Source organism: Terrirhizobium terrae (assembly GCF_030323265.1).
GTDB lineage: Bacteria > Pseudomonadota > Alphaproteobacteria > Rhizobiales > Rhizobiaceae > Neorhizobium.
In genome coordinates this window covers 1,393,381-1,408,842 of sequence record NZ_CP104992.1, presented here as the reverse complement: position 1 = coordinate 1,408,842, position 15,462 = coordinate 1,393,381, and the positions used below count along the sequence as shown (strand labels likewise).

At 63.2% G+C, this 15,462-nt stretch carries 12 protein-coding genes and 2 pseudogenes; 2 read left to right on the top strand and 12 right to left on the bottom strand.

Annotation, left to right across the window (positions count from 1 at the left end):
• Positions 1-12 precede the first annotated feature (12 nt).
• The 7 genes and pseudogenes from N7E02_RS14645 to cobA all read right to left on the bottom strand — a co-directional run bounded on the left by N7E02_RS14645 (position 13) and on the right by cobA (position 9,663).
• Positions 13-2,013: pseudogene (locus tag N7E02_RS14645) on the bottom strand (CocE/NonD family hydrolase).
• Between the two features lie 27 nt (positions 2,014-2,040).
• A pseudogene (locus tag N7E02_RS14640) lies at positions 2,041-3,681 on the bottom strand (ABC transporter ATP-binding protein).
• A complete protein-coding gene (locus N7E02_RS14635) occupies positions 3,674-4,501 on the bottom strand; it encodes an ABC transporter permease (protein WP_286582786.1) in 828 nt (275 codons plus the stop codon). The pseudogene N7E02_RS14640 and the gene N7E02_RS14635 overlap by 8 nt, the downstream one beginning before the upstream one ends.
• Positions 4,498-5,505 carry an ABC transporter permease gene (locus N7E02_RS14630; protein ID WP_286582785.1) on the bottom strand — a complete coding sequence of 336 codons (1,008 nt, stop codon included), beginning with the start codon at positions 5,503-5,505 and terminating at the stop codon, positions 4,498-4,500. The genes N7E02_RS14635 and N7E02_RS14630 overlap by 4 nt, the downstream gene beginning before the upstream one ends.
• Positions 5,506-5,604: 99 nt before the next feature.
• Positions 5,605-7,194: an ABC transporter substrate-binding protein gene (locus N7E02_RS14625; RefSeq protein ID WP_286582783.1), complete on the bottom strand. Its 1,590-nt coding sequence runs from the start codon at positions 7,192-7,194 to the stop codon at positions 5,605-5,607.
• A 355-nt stretch (positions 7,195-7,549) separates the two neighbouring features.
• A complete protein-coding gene (locus N7E02_RS14620) occupies positions 7,550-8,863 on the bottom strand; it encodes a cobyrinic acid a,c-diamide synthase CobB (RefSeq protein ID WP_286582781.1) in 1,314 nt (437 codons plus the stop codon).
• Positions 8,860-9,663, bottom strand: a complete 804-nt coding sequence (gene cobA / locus N7E02_RS14615; RefSeq protein WP_286582778.1) for a uroporphyrinogen-III C-methyltransferase — start codon at positions 9,661-9,663, stop codon at positions 8,860-8,862. The genes N7E02_RS14620 and cobA overlap by 4 nt, the downstream gene beginning before the upstream one ends.
• A 47-nt stretch (positions 9,664-9,710) precedes the next feature.
• On the opposite strand from cobA, the gene N7E02_RS14610 reads away from it, so the two are divergent.
• On the top strand, positions 9,711-10,832 hold the full coding sequence (locus N7E02_RS14610) for a cobalt-precorrin-5B (C(1))-methyltransferase (protein WP_374730696.1): 1,122 nt from the start codon (positions 9,711-9,713) through the stop codon (positions 10,830-10,832).
• Here the strand turns inward: N7E02_RS14610 and cobM are convergent.
• Genes cobM through cbiE form a run of 3 tightly spaced genes read right to left on the bottom strand, consistent with a single transcriptional unit; the run spans position 10,808 to position 13,235 of the window.
• Positions 10,808-11,605: a precorrin-4 C(11)-methyltransferase gene (gene cobM, locus N7E02_RS14605; RefSeq protein WP_286582777.1), complete on the bottom strand. Its 798-nt coding sequence runs from the start codon at positions 11,603-11,605 to the stop codon at positions 10,808-10,810. The genes N7E02_RS14610 and cobM overlap by 25 nt on opposite strands.
• Positions 11,602-11,988 carry a cobalamin biosynthesis protein gene (locus tag N7E02_RS14600; protein ID WP_286582774.1) on the bottom strand — a complete coding sequence of 129 codons (387 nt, stop codon included), beginning with the start codon at positions 11,986-11,988 and terminating at the stop codon, positions 11,602-11,604. The genes cobM and N7E02_RS14600 overlap by 4 nt, the downstream gene beginning before the upstream one ends.
• Complete coding sequence (gene cbiE, locus N7E02_RS14595) at positions 11,985-13,235, bottom strand: precorrin-6y C5,15-methyltransferase (decarboxylating) subunit CbiE (protein ID WP_286582772.1); 1,251 nt, start codon at positions 13,233-13,235, stop codon at positions 11,985-11,987. The genes N7E02_RS14600 and cbiE overlap by 4 nt, the downstream gene beginning before the upstream one ends.
• Position 13,236: 1 nt before the next feature.
• Here cbiE and N7E02_RS14590 point away from each other — a divergent pair, with 1 nt between their 5' ends.
• The gene (locus tag N7E02_RS14590; RefSeq protein WP_286582771.1) at positions 13,237-14,004 is read left to right on the top strand and encodes a cobalt-precorrin-6A reductase; all 768 of its coding nucleotides are present in this window, start codon (positions 13,237-13,239) and stop codon (positions 14,002-14,004) included.
• On the opposite strand, the gene N7E02_RS14585 is transcribed toward N7E02_RS14590, so the two are convergent.
• Both N7E02_RS14585 and N7E02_RS14580 read right to left on the bottom strand, forming a co-directional pair.
• Positions 13,968-14,732: a precorrin-3B C(17)-methyltransferase gene (locus N7E02_RS14585; RefSeq protein WP_286582769.1), complete on the bottom strand. Its 765-nt coding sequence runs from the start codon at positions 14,730-14,732 to the stop codon at positions 13,968-13,970. The two genes, N7E02_RS14590 and N7E02_RS14585, sit on opposite strands and share 37 nt — an antisense overlap.
• Positions 14,729-15,418, bottom strand: a complete 690-nt coding sequence (locus N7E02_RS14580; RefSeq protein ID WP_374730725.1) for a precorrin-2 C(20)-methyltransferase — start codon at positions 15,416-15,418, stop codon at positions 14,729-14,731. The genes N7E02_RS14585 and N7E02_RS14580 overlap by 4 nt, the downstream gene beginning before the upstream one ends.
• Between the last annotated feature and the right edge of the window lie 44 nt (positions 15,419-15,462).

Here is a 15,462-nt window from a genome sequence, read left to right as displayed (position 1 = left end):
GCGTGCCGCACGTCACATGAGGTCGCGCGGTATCGCCTTCTCGAAGGTCTTTTGAAGATCTGCCTTTCGCCATCATAGGCGATGACCGAGGCATTGATCAGCCAGTCCGTCGCCGTGCAGGCGATCTTTGCCGTCGCGACGGTGCGGACCGACCAGCGGGCGCGCTTCATGTCGCAGGTCCAGGTCGAGATACCCGTCATCGACAAAGGATCGTCCGGGCTGATGGACCAGGTCTCTTCCTTCAATTGCCGGGTGGAAAGGCGGGTGCCGGGATGTTCGAACAGGCCGGTGTCTTCAAGAACCTCGTAACGGGTCAGATTGGCGGCGAGATCGCGGGTGACTGAGCGGCGCGTCTCCGACGGTGCGTGTTCGATATATTTCGGCAGCGGATCGGGATTGTCCGGCTGCTTCATGTCGAAAGTCTCGTGCTCGCCGAGTAAAGGCATGGCGAGGCCAAGCGAGGCGATGTCGATCGTCACACCAGGATCGAGCGGCGGCGGCAGGATCATCGGCCAATAGGAGGTCGAGAGCGATAGCCGGATTCGATGGCCTTTCTCGAAGCGATAACCGCAGGCATCGAGATCGAGCCTGATCTTTACCGGCTCGCCGGCAACGAGCGGCTTGGGCTCATCATTGCCGTCACGATGGGCAAGATTGATGACGCCGAAGGATACGCGCGTCGCCGTACCATCGGGATGGATATCGACGATGCGGGCGCAGAGATTGGCCAGTTCTGCATCTGCGCGGAGCGTCAGCGTGATGCTCGGGCGGCCGAGATAGTCCTTCGCTTCTTCGAGCGGGGGCGTCTGGAAGGTCAGCGAGCCGGCATCGTCGCCGCGCTGGTCGCCGGCAAGTTCCGCGTCTGGTTTGAGAGTAAACCATTCGCCGGCCGCGGTGCCGGTATCGAGCGGCGATTTGAGATAGATCTCATGTGCCGGCGCATGCGGGATCGGCATGCCTTCGAGCAGCGTGCCGAACTGGTCGACATAGAAGCACTCACTTTCCGGTTCGCTCCAAAACTTCTTTGAGGCCCAGAAGCCGGGATCGTTGTCGCGGCGCGTCGCCGGCTTTGGTCCGTCGAGAATGTAGGCGCGGACCTGAGGCAGCTCTTCGATCCCATTCTCTTCGCCCCTCAGCCAGCGGTTCCAGAAGGCGATCGCCTCGCCATGGAAATCGGCGCGTGGCTTCGGCCAGGCGAAATGCGGGTATTTGTGCACCCACGGGCCGACCAGAGCCTTGGCTTTGTCGCCCAGCCCTTCGGCGGCAAGAAAAGGTGTGTTGCGATATCCGTCCGCCCATCCCGCGATGACAAGTGCCGGGATTTCGATAGCCGAGTAGTCTTCGCAGATGGAACCGTGCTTCCAGAATGCGTCGCGGCGCTGGTGGGAGAGCCATTCCTCCATGAAAAATGGCTCGTTTTCCAGCCGCTCCATCCACATTTCCAGCCAACGGTCGCCGACGATTTCCGGGTCAGGAGAACGGGATTGGTAGGCCAGCATCGTCGCCGCCCAGGATAGCTGCGCCGACAGATGGCAGCCGTTCTTGTAATGGATATCGTCGTTGTAGCGGTCGGTCGTGGAAGCGATCGAGATCACTGCCTTCAGCGCCGGCGGGCGAAGGGCCGCCACCTGCAGGCAGTTGAAGCCGCCCCAGGAAATACCCATCATCCCGACCGAGCCGTTCGACCAGGGCTGTTCGGCGATCCAGGCGATCAGCTCGCAGGCATTGGCCAGTTCCAGCTCGGTATATTCGCCATCGATGACACCGTCGGATTCCCCCGAGCCACGGATATCGACGCGCACGCCTGCAATGCCGGCTGCCGCAAACACCGGATAGGTGGATCTCGTCGCGTGGGCTTGTCCCGTCCCGTTTGCGATAGGGCAGGAATTCGAAGACGGCCGGCACCGGATCGGCTTCCGCCCCTTCCGGCATCCAGATGCGGGCGGCGAGCCGCGTCCCGTCCTTCAGCCTGATCCACTGGTTTTCGATGACGGTGAAGGAACGGTCAGCCATGCGCATTCTGCTTTCAACAATCGATCTTCAGTTTCCGGCACTTGCCATGCGCCGGGTCGCCAGCACTTTCTCCAGCCAGCCGAGCTGCATCTCGGGCACGGACTTGAGCAGGAGGTCGGTATAGTCGTCGAAGGGTGGAGACAGAGCCTGCGATTTCGGCCCGAAACGGACCAGCTTGCCGCGATGCATGACGGCCACGGAGTCGGCGATGGCCTTCACGATGGCGATGTCGTGGGTGATGAAGACATAGGAAAGCTGCTGCTCCTCCTGCAGCTTCATCAGCAGCTTGAGGATACCCTCCGCCACGAGCGGATCGAGTGCCGAGGTCGGTTCGTCGCAGAGGATCAGCTCGGGCTTGGCCGCCAGTGCGCGGGCAATCGCGACACGCTGCTTCTGCCCGCCGGAAAGCTCGGCCGGGTAGCGATCGATAAAGCCGTTGCCCATCTCGATCTGGTCCAGAAGTTCTTTCACGCGGGCCGTCTTCGCGGCGCCGCGCAGGCCGTAATAGAAGGTCAGCGGCCGGCCGATGATGTCGCGTACCGTCTGGCGCGGGTTCATCGCCGTATCAGCCATCTGGTAGATGAGCTGAATGCGGCGGAGATCATCGCGAGGCCGGCTTTTCAGCGTCGGCGTCAGCGGCTTGCCTTCGAAGGTGATCGAACCGGCACTCGGCGGAAGAAGACCGGTAATGACACGGGCGAGGGTGGATTTTCCCGAGCCGGATCTCGCCGACGATCGCCAGCGTCTGGCCCTTGCAGAGATGCAGGGAAACGCCGTGCAGAACCTTGAACCCGTTGGAATATTCGGCGCTGACATTGTCGACCTTGAGGAGCGCCGCCGATTGATCGGCCGCCTCCTGCCGCGCCGTCTGGCGGACATTCACCAGCGCTCGCGTGTAGTCCTGCGTCGGTGCCTGGATGATCTGCTGTACGGATCCGTATTCCACCATCTTTCCGTGGCGAAGGACCATGATGTCGTCGGAGATCTGCGCCACCACCGCGAGGTCGTGGGTGATGTAGAGCGCCGCCGTATCGGTCTCCTCGATCGCGTGCTTGATCGCTGCCAGAACGTCAATCTGGGTCGTCACGTCGAGCGCCGTCGTCGGTTCGTCGAAGACGATCAGGTCCGGGTTGGAGCAGAGCGCCATCGCCGTCATGGCGCGCTGCAGCTGGCCGCCGGAGACCTGGTGCGGAAAACGTTCGCCGAAGGTTTCGGGGTTCGGCAGGCCGAGAACCTGAAAGAGATAGAGCGCCCGCTTGCGCGCCTCGTCCTTGCTCATCAGCCCATGCTTGACGGTTGCCTCGATCACCTGGTCGCCCAGCCTGTGGGCGGGGTTGAAGGCGGCGGCCGCTGATTGCGCCACGTAACAGATCTCGCGCGCCGCGCAGCTTGCGGATGCCGCCCTTGCCGAGTTTCAGAATGTCCGTGCCGTCGAGCTTTACCTCGCCGCCGGTGATCTCGGCACCGCCTCGGCCATAAGCCAGGGCGGAGAGGCCGATCGTCGACTTGCCGGCTCCGGATCTCGCCGATCAGGCCGAGAACCTTGCCCTTGGCGAGATCGAAGGAAACGCCGTCGACGATGGTGATCCGCTTCGGCGGCTCGCCCGGAGGATAGCTTGTCGCCTCGATCTTGAGATTGCGGACGGAGAGAAGGTTCTGATCAGGCATCGCCACGGCCTCCCTTCAGGCTGGAGGTTCGCTTCAGCAGCCAGTCGACCACTAGGTTGACGCAGATGCAGAGAGCCGCGATCGCCCCGCCGGGCACGAGTGCTGCGGGAATGCCGAAAATGATGCCGTCCTTGTTGTCCTTCACCATACCGCCCCAGTCCGCCGTTGGTGGCTGGATGCCGAGGCCGAGGAAGGAGAGGGTGGAGAGGAACAGGATCGCAAAGGCGAAGCGCAGGCCAAATTCGGCCAGCAGCGGCGACAGCGTGTTCGGCAGGATCTCGCGAAAGATGATCCAGGTCTTGCCTTCGCCGCGCAGTTTCGCCGCCTCGACGAATTCCATCACCGCGACGTCGAGCGCCACGGCGCGGCCGAGGCGATAGACGCGGGTCGAATCGAGCACCGCCATGACGAGGATCAGAACGAACAGATATTGCGGCAGCACGGCCAATACGACGAGCGCGAAGATCAGCGTCGGGATCGACATCATCAGGTCGTTGAAGCGGGAGAAGACCGTATCGACCAGCCCGCCGGAAACGGCGGCCGTGAAGCTCAGGATGATGCCGAGCGAAAAGGAGATGACGGTCGCCGCCAGCGCCACGAACAGCGTCGTGCGGGTGCCGTAGATCAGCCGCGAGAGTATGTCGCGGCCGAGATTGTCGAGGCCGAAGAAGAACTGGCTGTCGCCTGCCTGCCAGACGCCGCCGACCACTTCCGTCTCGCCATAAGGCGCAATCAGCGGGGCGAAGAGAGCGCAGAAGATGGCGAGCGCGATGCCGAAAATACCGACCCAGGCGGTGATGGGGATTTCTCTCAATCTCATCGCGGATGCCTCAGGCGCGGGTTGGCGACGATCGCGAGGATGTCAGCCAGCATGTTGAGCAGGATGTAGACAGCAGCGAAGATCAGGCCGCAGGCCTGTACCACCGGCATGTCGCGCACGGTGACCGCATCGACCATGTACTGGCCCATGCCGGGATAGACGAAGACGACTTCGACCACCACGACGCCGACGACGAGATAGGCGAGGTTCAGTGCGACCACATTGATGATCGGTGCCAGCGCATTCGGCGCTGCATGCTTGACGATCGCGCGCCAGCTGGACAGGCCCTTCAGCTCGGCCGTTTCCATATAGGCGGACGACATGACCGAGAGGATCGCGGCTCGCGTCATGCGCATCATGTGGGCCAGCACGACGAGAACCAGGGTCGCCGTCGGCAGGGCGATCGTCTGGATGCGCTCCAGGAAGCCCATGCCCTGGTAGACCGTCGCGGGGAAGGTCGCAATGCCGAAATTGACCGCGAAGTAGAGGATCAGCAGATAGCCGATGAAGAATTCCGGCAGAGAGATCGCCGCCAGCGAGATGACGTTGATGATCTTGTCTGGCATGCGATCGCGAAAATGTACCGACAGCATGCCGAGCCCGATCGCCAGCGGTACGGCGATGATCGCCGCGAAACCTGCGAGGAAGAGCGAATTGCCGAGCCGGTTTCCGACCTGTTCGGAAACCGAGTTGCGGCTCGCCCATGACGTGCCGAAATCACCTTGCACGACGCCGCCCAGCCAGTCGAAATAACGGGTGACGACGGGTCGATCGAGACCGAGGTCGGCGCGGATGTTGGCGACCGCCTGGGGCGTTGCCGACTGGCCGAGATAGGTGGTGGCGAAATCGCCGGGCAGTGCTTCCACACCGGCGAAGATCAGCACGGAAACGGCGAAGAGAAGGACGAGCGACAGGAGACAGCGCTCGATGATGAGGGCTGCCAGCGGAAACCGGTCCCTCAGGCTGCGGGCTGGCTGACCGCCGGCCTCTGCGGAATTTGACATCTGGCGCGATCCCGTTCCGAAACGAAGTTTTCGGAACCGCGGGGTTCATCACCCCACGGTCCGCTATTCATCGGTGAGCCGGAAGGCTCGATGACAGGATCAGGCGCTGAACCAGACCCGGCTTGCAACATAGCCGTTCGACATGTCGTTGCCGATGTCGCTGACATAGCCCATCAGCTTCTTGGAGCCGGCGTTCACGAAGTCGTTGAACATCGGCAGGATCGTGCCGCCTTCGTCGCGAACCAGCATCGCCATTTCGCGATATATTTCGCGGCGCTTGGCTTCGTCCAGTTCGCCGCGGGCGGAGATCAGAAGCTTGTCGAAGGTCTCGTTCTTGAAGCGCGTGTCGTTCCAGTCGGCGGTCGAGAGATAGGCGCCGGAATAGAACTGGTCCTGTGTCGCGCGGCTGCCCCAGTAGGAGGCGGAGAAAGGCTGCACGTTCCAGACGTTTGACCAATAGCCGTCGCCCGGCTCGCGCTTGATTTCGATGTCGATACCGGCCTTCTTGGCGCTCTGCTGGAAGAGGACGGAAGCGTCGACGGCGCCCGGGAAGGCGACTTCGGACGTGCGCAGCAGGATCGGGCCGCTATGGCCGGACTTCTTGTAGTGGAAGGCCGCCTTGTCGGGATCATAGGCGCGCTGCTCGATCCCTTCCGGGAAGAGCGCATAGGTGTCGTTGATCGGGAAATCGTTGCCGACCTTACCGTAACCACCGAGAATGCGCTCGACCATCTCTTCGCGGTTGATCGCGTATTTCAGCGCCATGCGGACGTCGCTGTTGTCGAACGGCGCCTTGTCACAGTGCATGATGAAGACATAGTGGCCGCCGCCGGAAGTGGTCAGCAGCTGCACCGTCGGCGCGCGCGTCAGGAGCGATACCGTCTTCGGGTCGACGCGGTTGATGAACTGTACCTGGCCCGAGGCCAGTGCTGCGACACGGGCGGTCGCGTCGTTCATGGTGATGATCTCGACCGTCTCGACATAACCGCGGTCGGTGCGCCAGTCATTCTCATTCTTCTCGAACGTGATGCGGACGCCAGGTTCGAAGCTCTTGACCTTGTAGGGGCCGGTACCGACACCGGCGGTCGGGTTGTCGACGCCGCCATTCGGCTGGATGACAAGGTGGTAATCGGTAAAGATTGCCGGGAGGTCGGCATTCGGAGAATCGAGCGTCACGACCAGGTCGCCGCCCTTGTTCTCGATAGACTTGATCGACTTCATCACGCCTGCGGCGCCCGATTCCGTCTTCTCGTCGCTGTGGCGCTTCAGGGTCGCGACCACGTCATCGACGGTCATTTCCTTGCCGTCGTGGAAGGTCACGCCCTTGCGGATCTTGAAGGTCCAGATCTTGGCATCCGGCGAAGGTTCCCAGGATTCGGCCAGCGACGGGATCGGCGCGCGCGTCTCTGGATGGGTCTCCACCAGTGTGTCGCCCCAAGAGCGTGCTGCGACGAACATGACCTGGGAGGTTGCCTTGGCGGGGTCGATACTGTCGGTGGCTGCGCCGCCTTCGAGGCCGAGCTTCAGGCTACCGCCCTTCTGGGGCGCCTGTGCGGATACGCTGTTGGCGAAGAGAGTGCCTGCGGCAGAGAGCGTCAGGCCGGCCGCCACGCTGCGGCCCATGAATTCTCGGCGGTTCATGCCACCAGCCGTTACGCGGCCGGCAAGATATTTGGTGAAGTCATTCATTTCCCGGTTCCCTTGTTATCCGATGCAGGAGACTGCGTCTGTTTTCTGCGCCATCTCGCCCGGTTTCCTCTTCCGTGGCGGGTAGCGTTTCATGCTGTCGATCGTGGGAAATGGTTCGGTTGCCGCCGACATAACTTCCTTTCTTGTGCAGTCCCCGGCTCTTGGACGTGAGCTCTTTTGCCTCGGGGAGTTTCTGCTCTGTGATCGAAGGCCCGTTGAGGCTTGATGGAGATTATGGGCGCGTTGCCGCGCGGATGTGCCTTCGCTACGACATTAATTGCCTTTGATGCGACACATTTGGCAACCCCCATGGGTTGCGAAAATTTGACCACCTTACAGAGGGAGGCCGATCGGCCTAGTTGCGCGCTATCGCATGGAAGAACGTGCCACTGACGTGACCCCGTTTCCCGCCCGATGGGCCGATTTCGGTGCCGATACCGTCTGCAATCATAGCGAGAGGTTGGTCGTGACCGGGATCCGTCACGCGGGCATAGTGGAACTCGTGGCCACGCACGACGTCGTCCGTCGCACCGATCGCGCAGGGTCCGAGGAGGGTGGCCCGACGGTAGCCGAGGTTCATCTTGCGCTTGGCAAAACTGGTGGAATGGGACAATAGCCCGGTCATAGCGTGGGTCGCGCCATCGGCATCTTCCAGTGTCTCGCCCAGCACCATGTAGCCGCCGCATTCGCCATGCACCGGCTTCGTCTCGGAGAACGCCTTCAGGCCTGCCTTGAAGCTCTCGGCGACCGCCAGTTTGCCGGCATGCAGTTCCGGGTATCCGCCGGGCAACCAGCAGATGTCGCAATCGGCAGGCGGCGCTTCGTCCGCGAGCGGCGAGAACGGGATGATCTCGGCGCCGAGGAGGCGCCATTCCCGCTTGATATGCGGGTAGAGGAAGGTAAAGGCTGCATCTTCGGCAAGTGCGATCCGCTGGCCAGGCGGCTGCAAGGCCTTCTCCGTCGAGCCCTCAGGGATATCGAAAGGCTTTGCGGCTTCGAAGATCGCATCGAGATCGAGCGAGCGTTCCATCGCATCGGCCAGCCGGTCGATATGGGCGTCCATTTCCGGGTGTTCGCTTGCCTGCACAAGGCCGAGATGACGCTCGGGCAGGACCAGCGTGGGGTCGCGCAGCACGGTGCCGACAACGGGCAGGCCCAGCGCCTCGATCGCGTCGCCGGACAGCTTTTTATGTCGCTCGCTGCCGGCGCGGTTGAGGATACAGGCCGCGATTTTCACGTCGCGATCGTAGTTCATGAAGCCGCAGGCGATGGCGGCGGCTGTCTGGCTCTGGCCGGAGACGTCGAGGACCAGAAGCACCGGCAGGCCGAAAAGCCGTGCCAGATCGGAGGCGGCGCCGGAACGGTTCGGCTCGCCCAATATGCCGTCGAAAAGGCCCATGGCGCTTTCAATCAGGATCAGTTCGGCATCGCCCGCCTGTTCGCGGGCAAGGTGCCGCAACAGGTCCGGCGCCATGGCCCAACTGTCGAGATTGAGGCCGGGCAGGCGGGTCGCCGCCTCGTGGAAGCCGGGGTCGATGTAATCCGGTCCCGTCTTGATGCCGCGCACCTTCACGCCCCGTCGCTGAAAGGCGCGCAGCAGGCCGATCGTCACGCTGGTCTTGCCGGAGCCGGAGCGGGGCGCACCGATGATGAGCGCACGGGCCGTCATGGCTTGCCGCCCGCAAGCATCGTCTGTCCCGAAAGTACGGCCTGCATATTGACGATCCTGCCGATAACGATCAGTGCCGGGGCGGCAAAGTTCTGGCGCGCCACTTCCGCTTCGACCGTCGCAAGCGTTGCCGTCATCGACCGCTCGTCGGGCGTCGTTGCCGCCATCAGCACCGCTACCGGCGTGTCCGCGGCCAAACCACCTTCCATCAGAAGCCTGGAGATCGTTCCGATGGTGCTGACACCCATGTAGACGACGATCGGTTCGCCGGTCCTGGCCAGCGCCTTCCAGTCGAGATCCCCCGGCGTGCCGGCGGCATGGCCGGTTGCCAGCGTGATCGAGCGGCTGATGCCGCGCATGGTGGCGGGAATATTTGCGGAAGCGAGTGCCGCCAGCGCCGAAGTCATGCCGGGCAGCACACGGAAGGGAATGCTTTCCTTGACCAGCGCCTCGGCTTCTTCGCCGCCACGGCCGAAGATGAATGGATCGCCGCCCTTCAGCCGCAGCACGCGCTTGCCGGATCTGGCGAGTTCGATCAGCTTTGCGGTGATATCGTCCTGCGCCACCGATGGCTTGCCGCCGCGCTTGCCGACGAAGATCAGGTCCGTTGTCTTCGCCAAGGCCAGCACGGCGTCGGATACGAGAGCGTCATGCACGATCACGTCGGCCTTTTTCAGCGCATCCGCCACCTCCAGTGTCAGGTAACGTGGATGGCCGGGGCCGGCGCCCGCCAGCCAGACATGGCCGGGGATGAAATCCGGCGCTTCGACGATCGTTTCGATGAACTCATTCACGGACATATGCAAACCTTTTGCCGACCGATTGCGGCCGGGCTATAGAAACCGCCATGGAAGCGGCCATTGAACCAGAAAGCAAGAACCTGCGCCGTGGCTGGACCACGGGAACCTGCGCTGCCGCCGCAGCCAAGGCCGCCTGTCTTGCGCTGATATACGGCGAATTCCCGGCCATGGTCGACGTAGAGCTGCCCGGCGGGCAGCGCCCGAGCTTTTCGCTTGCAATAGAGGAACGGGGTGAAGGCTTCGCCAAGGCCGGCATCGTCAAGGATGCGGGCGACGATCCCGACGTTACTCATGGTGCGTTGATCATGAGCACGGTCCGGCGCGGTACGCCCGGTTCCGGCGTTACCTTCAAGGCCGGTCCCGGCGTCGGCACGGTAACGCGGCCCGGCCTGCCACTGCCGCCCGGCGAACCCTCGATCAATCCGGTGCCGCGGCAGATGATTGCTCAGGCGATTGCCGAGGTTGCCGGCGAGGGCGCCGATTTCGAGGTCGAGGTCTCGGTTGCTGATGGCGAAAGGATCGCGCTTAAGACGCTGAACGGCCGGCTCGGCATTCTCGGCGGCATTTCCATCCTCGGCACGACCGGGATCGTTATTCCGTTTTCCTGCTCGGCCTGGATCCATTCCGTCTGGCGCGGCATCGATGTGGCGCGGGCGGCCGGGCTCGATCACATTTCCGGCGCCACCGGCAACACATCGGAAAAGGCGGCGCAGGCCCATCATGGCCTTTCCGAGATCGCGCTCATCGACATGGGCGATTTCGTCGGCGGCATGCTGAAATATGTCCGTAGCCACCCGGTTCCCAAGGTGACGATCGCGGGCGGCGTTGCCAAGATGACCAAGCTCGCCCAAGGCATGCTCGACGTCCATTCCAAGCGCGGGCTTGCCGATCTCGAAGCCCTTGCCAAGGTCGCGGCGGAAGCTGGCGCGGATGCCGATCTGGTGGCGCGCATCACTGCGGCAAACACGGTTTCGCAGGCCTTCCAGCTTGCCGGCGAAGCTGGGCTCGCGCTTGGCGACCGCATCGCAGCGCTTGCCTGGGCGACTGCCGCGAAGGCGCTTCGCGACCCTGCGATTGCGCTGGAAATCTTGGTCTTCGACCGGCAGGGCCTGCTCGTCGGCAAGACGGAGTTCACGCCTTCCGATCATTCGGAACCCTTATCCGCCTGATCATTGCTGAACTGATCCCAACCGGGACGGAAACGCCTTACATAGTCGGCATTGTAAAGCTGGCTCTCGACGAAATCGGACGCGCCCAAGCCCTTGCCGACAAAGATCAGCGCCGTGCGCTCGGCCGGCTCTTCAGCCAGCTTCGCCTCGATATCGGCCAGCGTTCCGCGAATGATCCGCTCCTCCGGCCAAGAGGCTCGCACGACGATCGCAACCGGACAATCAGCGCTATAAAGCGGGGTCAGTTCCTCGACGATCTTGCCGAGCGCGTGGATGGCGAGATGAATCGCCAGCGTAGCGCCAGTCGCGCCGAATGCTTTCAGCGTTTCGCCTTCCGGCATTTTCGATGCCCGGCCGGAAACGCGGGTCAGCACAAGGCTCTGGGCTACTTCCGGTATGGTCAATTCGCGCTTCAAAGCGGCAGCCGCTGCGGCGAAAGAGGGCACACCCGGCGTCAGTGTATAGTCGATGCTGTGCTTTTCCAGCCGGCGGATCTGTTCGGCCACGGCGCTCCAGACCGACAGATCGCCGGAATGCAGCCTTGCCACGTCCTTGCCGGCCTTGTCAGCGGCGACATACTCCGCCTCGATTTCGTCCAGCGACAAGGAACCTGTATCGACGATGCGGGCATCCTTGGGACACCAGTCGAGCAGTTCCTTCGGCATGATCGAGCCGGCATAGAGGCAGATCGGCGAACGGGCGAGGATATCCCGGCCGCGTACGGTGATCAGGTCTGCCGCGCCCGGTCCGGCGCCGATGAAATGAACGGTCATATATCTTCCCCGGAGGCCGCGAGCGCGCAGGTGGCGCCCTGCGAGATCAGCCGCGGCACGATGATTTCGGATGTCCCGCCCGCAGCGGCCAGCGCTGCAGCCTCCGACAGGCTGGACGAGAGCGTCTTGGCAAGGCTGTGGCGCGACACGGTTTTCGTCCGCGGCTCCGCTTCCATCAGGGCTTCGTCCGACACGATATGGAGCGGTAGCCCGAGCTTTTCGGCGAGCTGCAGGATGCCCGGCTCCTGCCGCTTGATTTCGCCGGTCGCCAGGGCGGCGATGGATTCACGTGAAATCTTCGCCTCCAAACAGGCGGCGTCCAGCGCCGACAAGAGTTCTTCGCGCGTCGTGCCTTTGCGGCAGCCGAGACCGGCGACGATCATGGCTCCAACCCCTTCGTCCAGCTCCATTGGGTCACCGGCATGGCCGGCTTCCAGCCCTGCATCGAGCCAACTGGCGCTGCACGGGACACGTCCATGCGGATCAAGTTTCCGCCGAGCTTCACCTGCGCGGCGAGAAGCACCGCCTCCATTTCCAGCGTCACCGCATTGGCCACCAGCCGTCCGCCGGGTTTCAGCGCCGCGACTGCGGCATCGAAGACGCCGGGTTCGCTACCTCCGCCACCGATAAAGATCGCATCCGGCTGCGGCAGGCCGTCGAGTGCGACCGGTGCCTCGCCTTCGACGAGAGCCATTCCCAGAACGCCGAAATTCGCTGCGTTTCGCTTGATCCGGGCAGCGCGCTCTGGATGCGCCTCGATGGCAATCGCCTTCATTGATGGATCGGCCAGCATCCATTCGATGCCGACCGAACCCGACCCGGCGCCGATATCCCAGAGCAGTTCGCCACGCCGGGGGCTGAGTGCGGAGAGCGTCAGCGCGCGGATCTCCCGCTTGGTGATCTGGCCGTCATGTTCGAAGAGAGTGTCGTCGAGCCCGAAGCCGCGCGACAGAATACGGGCGTCTGCATTGGCCACAACCTCGATCGCGACGACGTTCAGGACATTGATACCCGGCAGTGCAAATTCGCTGGCCGTCGCCGATCGCACGCGTTCCGTGTCTCCGCCAAGCGCTTCCAGCACCGTCATTCGTGATTGTCCGAAACCGCTTGCTGTCAGAAGCTCAGCCAGTTCAGCCGGTCCCTTCTCGTCCGACGTCAGCGCGATGACCCGTCTTCCGGGGTGCAAAAGCGGCCGGACAAGATCGAGCGGGCGGCCATGCAACGAGACGGTTTCGATCTCCTGCAACGGCCAGCCGAGGCGGGATGCGGCAAGGGAAAAGGCCGAGGGTGACGGATAGGTGATGAATTCATTTGCATCGACATGGCGGGAGAGCGTCGCACCGACGCCGAAGAAGAAGGGATCACCGGAGGCCAGCACGCAGACGGTCTTCCCGCGCAATGCCACGACATCGCGCATCGCCGCATCGAAGGGCGTCGGCCAGGGCCGTGCGTTGCCGGAAATCAATGGTGCGGCAAGCTCCAGATGCCGCTTGCCGCCGAACACGACGGAGGCAGTAGCAATCGCTTCACGGGCATCGCTGCCCAGCCCTTTTACGCCGTCCTCGCCGATGCCGACGATGGACAGCCAGCGGCTTTGGTTTAAAGCTTTCGTTTCTGATTCAGGAGGCAATTTGATTTACTCCATCCTCATTCTGGGCGGTACGGCGGAAGCCAAGGCGGTGGCCGCGCAACTGGCGACGAGCCCCGACTACAAGATCCAGCTGTCGCTCGCCGGCCGCACCAAGGAGCCGGCCGAGCAGCCGGTGCCGGTTCGTGTCGGCGGCTTTGGCGGCTCCGAGGGGCTGGCAGATTTCATACGTGACAACGGCGTGGACCTTCTGATTGACGCCACGCATCCGTTCGCCGCGCAGATCTCGCGCAATGCCGCCGAGGCGGCTGCGATTGCCGGGACGGATATGTTCGCGCTGCGCCGTCCGGCCTGGTCGCGGCAGAAGGGTGATCGCTGGCAGGAGGTTGTCGATATTCCGGCTGCTGTCGCCGCGCTTGATATCGCACCGCGCAAAATTTTCCTGACGCTTGGCCGGCAGGAATTGCTGCCCTTCGAGGCCATGAGGCAGCATCATTATCTGGTGCGCAGCGTCGATCCGGTCGAACCGCCGCTCAAGCTGCCGCATGTCTCCTACATCACCGCCCGTGGTCCGTTTTCCGAATGGGACGAGATCCAGCTGCTCCAACAGCATGCTATCGATCTCATCGTCTCGAAGAACAGCGGCGGCGCGGCGAGTGTCGGCAAGATCGGTGCTGCCCGACGCCTCGGCATCGAGGTCGTGCTGATCGAGCGCCCCGACCTGCCGGAGGTGCCTTCGGCCAGAAGCGTAGAAGAGCTCGCCGGGATGGTGCGTCACTGGAAGCTCTCCCGCAGAAAACGCGGCGAATAGACGATCGGGCGCTGGTCTCGCCGTTCGATCAGCCGTGTTTCCGCAGTGCCGACGATGACGCAGGTCGCCATGTCGGCCATGTCGCCTTGCGCTTCCGATAGCGGCACGATGCGGATCGCCTCATCCGGGCGTCCCGCGGCTCGACCGAAAATCACCGGCACTGAGCCGGGCAGGTGGGCACGCAGGATATCGAAGGCTTCGCCCAGTTGGTGCGGTCTTGCCTTGCTGATCGGATTGTAGAAGGCCATGACGAAGCCGGCCGTTGCAGCCGCCACGAGGCGCTTTTCGATGACCGCCCAGGGCTTCAGATTGTTGGACAGCGAGATCGCGCAGAAATCATGGCCCAGCGGTGCACCGGCCTTAGCGGCCACGGCCAGCATGGCGGTCACGCCCGGCACGACGGAAAGCTCGATCTCTCGCCATTCCGCCGGACCGTCGTCGATCGCCTCGCAGACGGCGGCGGCCATGGCAAAGACGCCGGGATCGCCGCCGGAAACAACGCAGACTTTGCCACCCCTGGCCGCCATTTCCAGTGCCGCCTTGGCGCGCGCAAGCTCTTCGCGGTTGTCGGAGGCGTGGCGGCGCTGGTCGGGCCGCAGGTTCAGCCGGTCGATATACGGGAAATAACCGAAAAAGTCGGTAGATGCCGTAACTGCTTCCAGAGCCTCCGGCGTCATCTGGTCCGGATTGCCGGGGCCGAGGCCAACGACGATCAGCGCGCCGGTCATTTCTGGCCACCTTGCGGCCGGGTCGACCAGCCGGGAACGAGAACGATGGAAAAATAGGGCGCCGGGCTTTCGTCGCGGGTCTCCAGCCGTTCCGCCGCGCCATTCGCCATAGTGCCGCGCTCCACATAGAGCGCGCCGGACAGCTTGCCGACTGCGGCCAGTGCGCGGCGGATCTTCGGCAAGTTACGGCCAACCTTCATGATGACGGCACCATCCGTAACTGCCAGCCGCTCGGTCAGTTTCTCTTCCGAGAGGGTACCGGGCAGAACGCTCAGAATGTCGTCGCCCTGTACCAGCGGCAGGCCGGTCATCGACCAGCAGCCGGACATGGCGGTCACGCCGGCAATCACGTCTGCCTGATAACGCTCCTTCAGTCTGAGATGCAGATGCATGTAGGAGCCGTAGAACAGCGGGTCGCCCTCGCTCAGCACGGCGACATTTCTGCCGGCATCGAGATGAGCGGCGATTTCTTCGGCCGAGCGATCGAAGAAATCGTTGATCGGGTTCTTGTAATCCGCCTCGTCCTTGTGGGTCTCGATCGTGACCGGATAGACGAGCGGCAGCTCGATCGTGCCGGGGCGGATATGAGCCTCGACGATGGCGCGGCCGTTGCCGGTCGAGCCCTTCTTGCAGAAGAAGGCAACGACATCGGCCTCGCTCACGGCGCGCACGGCCTTCAGCGTCATCAGTTCAGGATCGCCCGGACCGGTTCCGACGCCGGTGAGCCGGC

Coding starts and splice junctions, on each gene's coding strand:
- N7E02_RS14635 (WP_286582786.1), bottom strand. CDS start 4,501: ATGAGATTGAGAGAAATCCCCATCACCGCCTGGGTCGGTATTTTCGGC.
- N7E02_RS14630 (WP_286582785.1), bottom strand. CDS start 5,505: ATGTCAAATTCCGCAGAGGCCGGCGGTCAGCCAGCCCGCAGCCTGAGG.
- N7E02_RS14625 (WP_286582783.1), bottom strand. CDS start 7,194: ATGAATGACTTCACCAAATATCTTGCCGGCCGCGTAACGGCTGGTGGC.
- N7E02_RS14620 (WP_286582781.1), bottom strand. CDS start 8,863: ATGACGGCCCGTGCGCTCATCATCGGTGCGCCCCGCTCCGGCTCCGGC.
- cobA (WP_286582778.1), bottom strand. CDS start 9,663: ATGTCCGTGAATGAGTTCATCGAAACGATCGTCGAAGCGCCGGATTTC.
- N7E02_RS14610 (WP_374730696.1), top strand. CDS start 9,711: ATGGAAGCGGCCATTGAACCAGAAAGCAAGAACCTGCGCCGTGGCTGG.
- cobM (WP_286582777.1), bottom strand. CDS start 11,605: ATGACCGTTCATTTCATCGGCGCCGGACCGGGCGCGGCAGACCTGATC.
- N7E02_RS14600 (WP_286582774.1), bottom strand. CDS start 11,988: ATGATCGTCGCCGGTCTCGGCTGCCGCAAAGGCACGACGCGCGAAGAA.
- N7E02_RS14585 (WP_286582769.1), bottom strand. CDS start 14,732: ATGACCGGCGCGCTGATCGTCGTTGGCCTCGGCCCCGGCAATCCGGAC.
- N7E02_RS14580 (WP_374730725.1), bottom strand. CDS start 15,418: ATGACGCTGAAGGCCGTGCGCGCCGTGAGCGAGGCCGATGTCGTTGCC.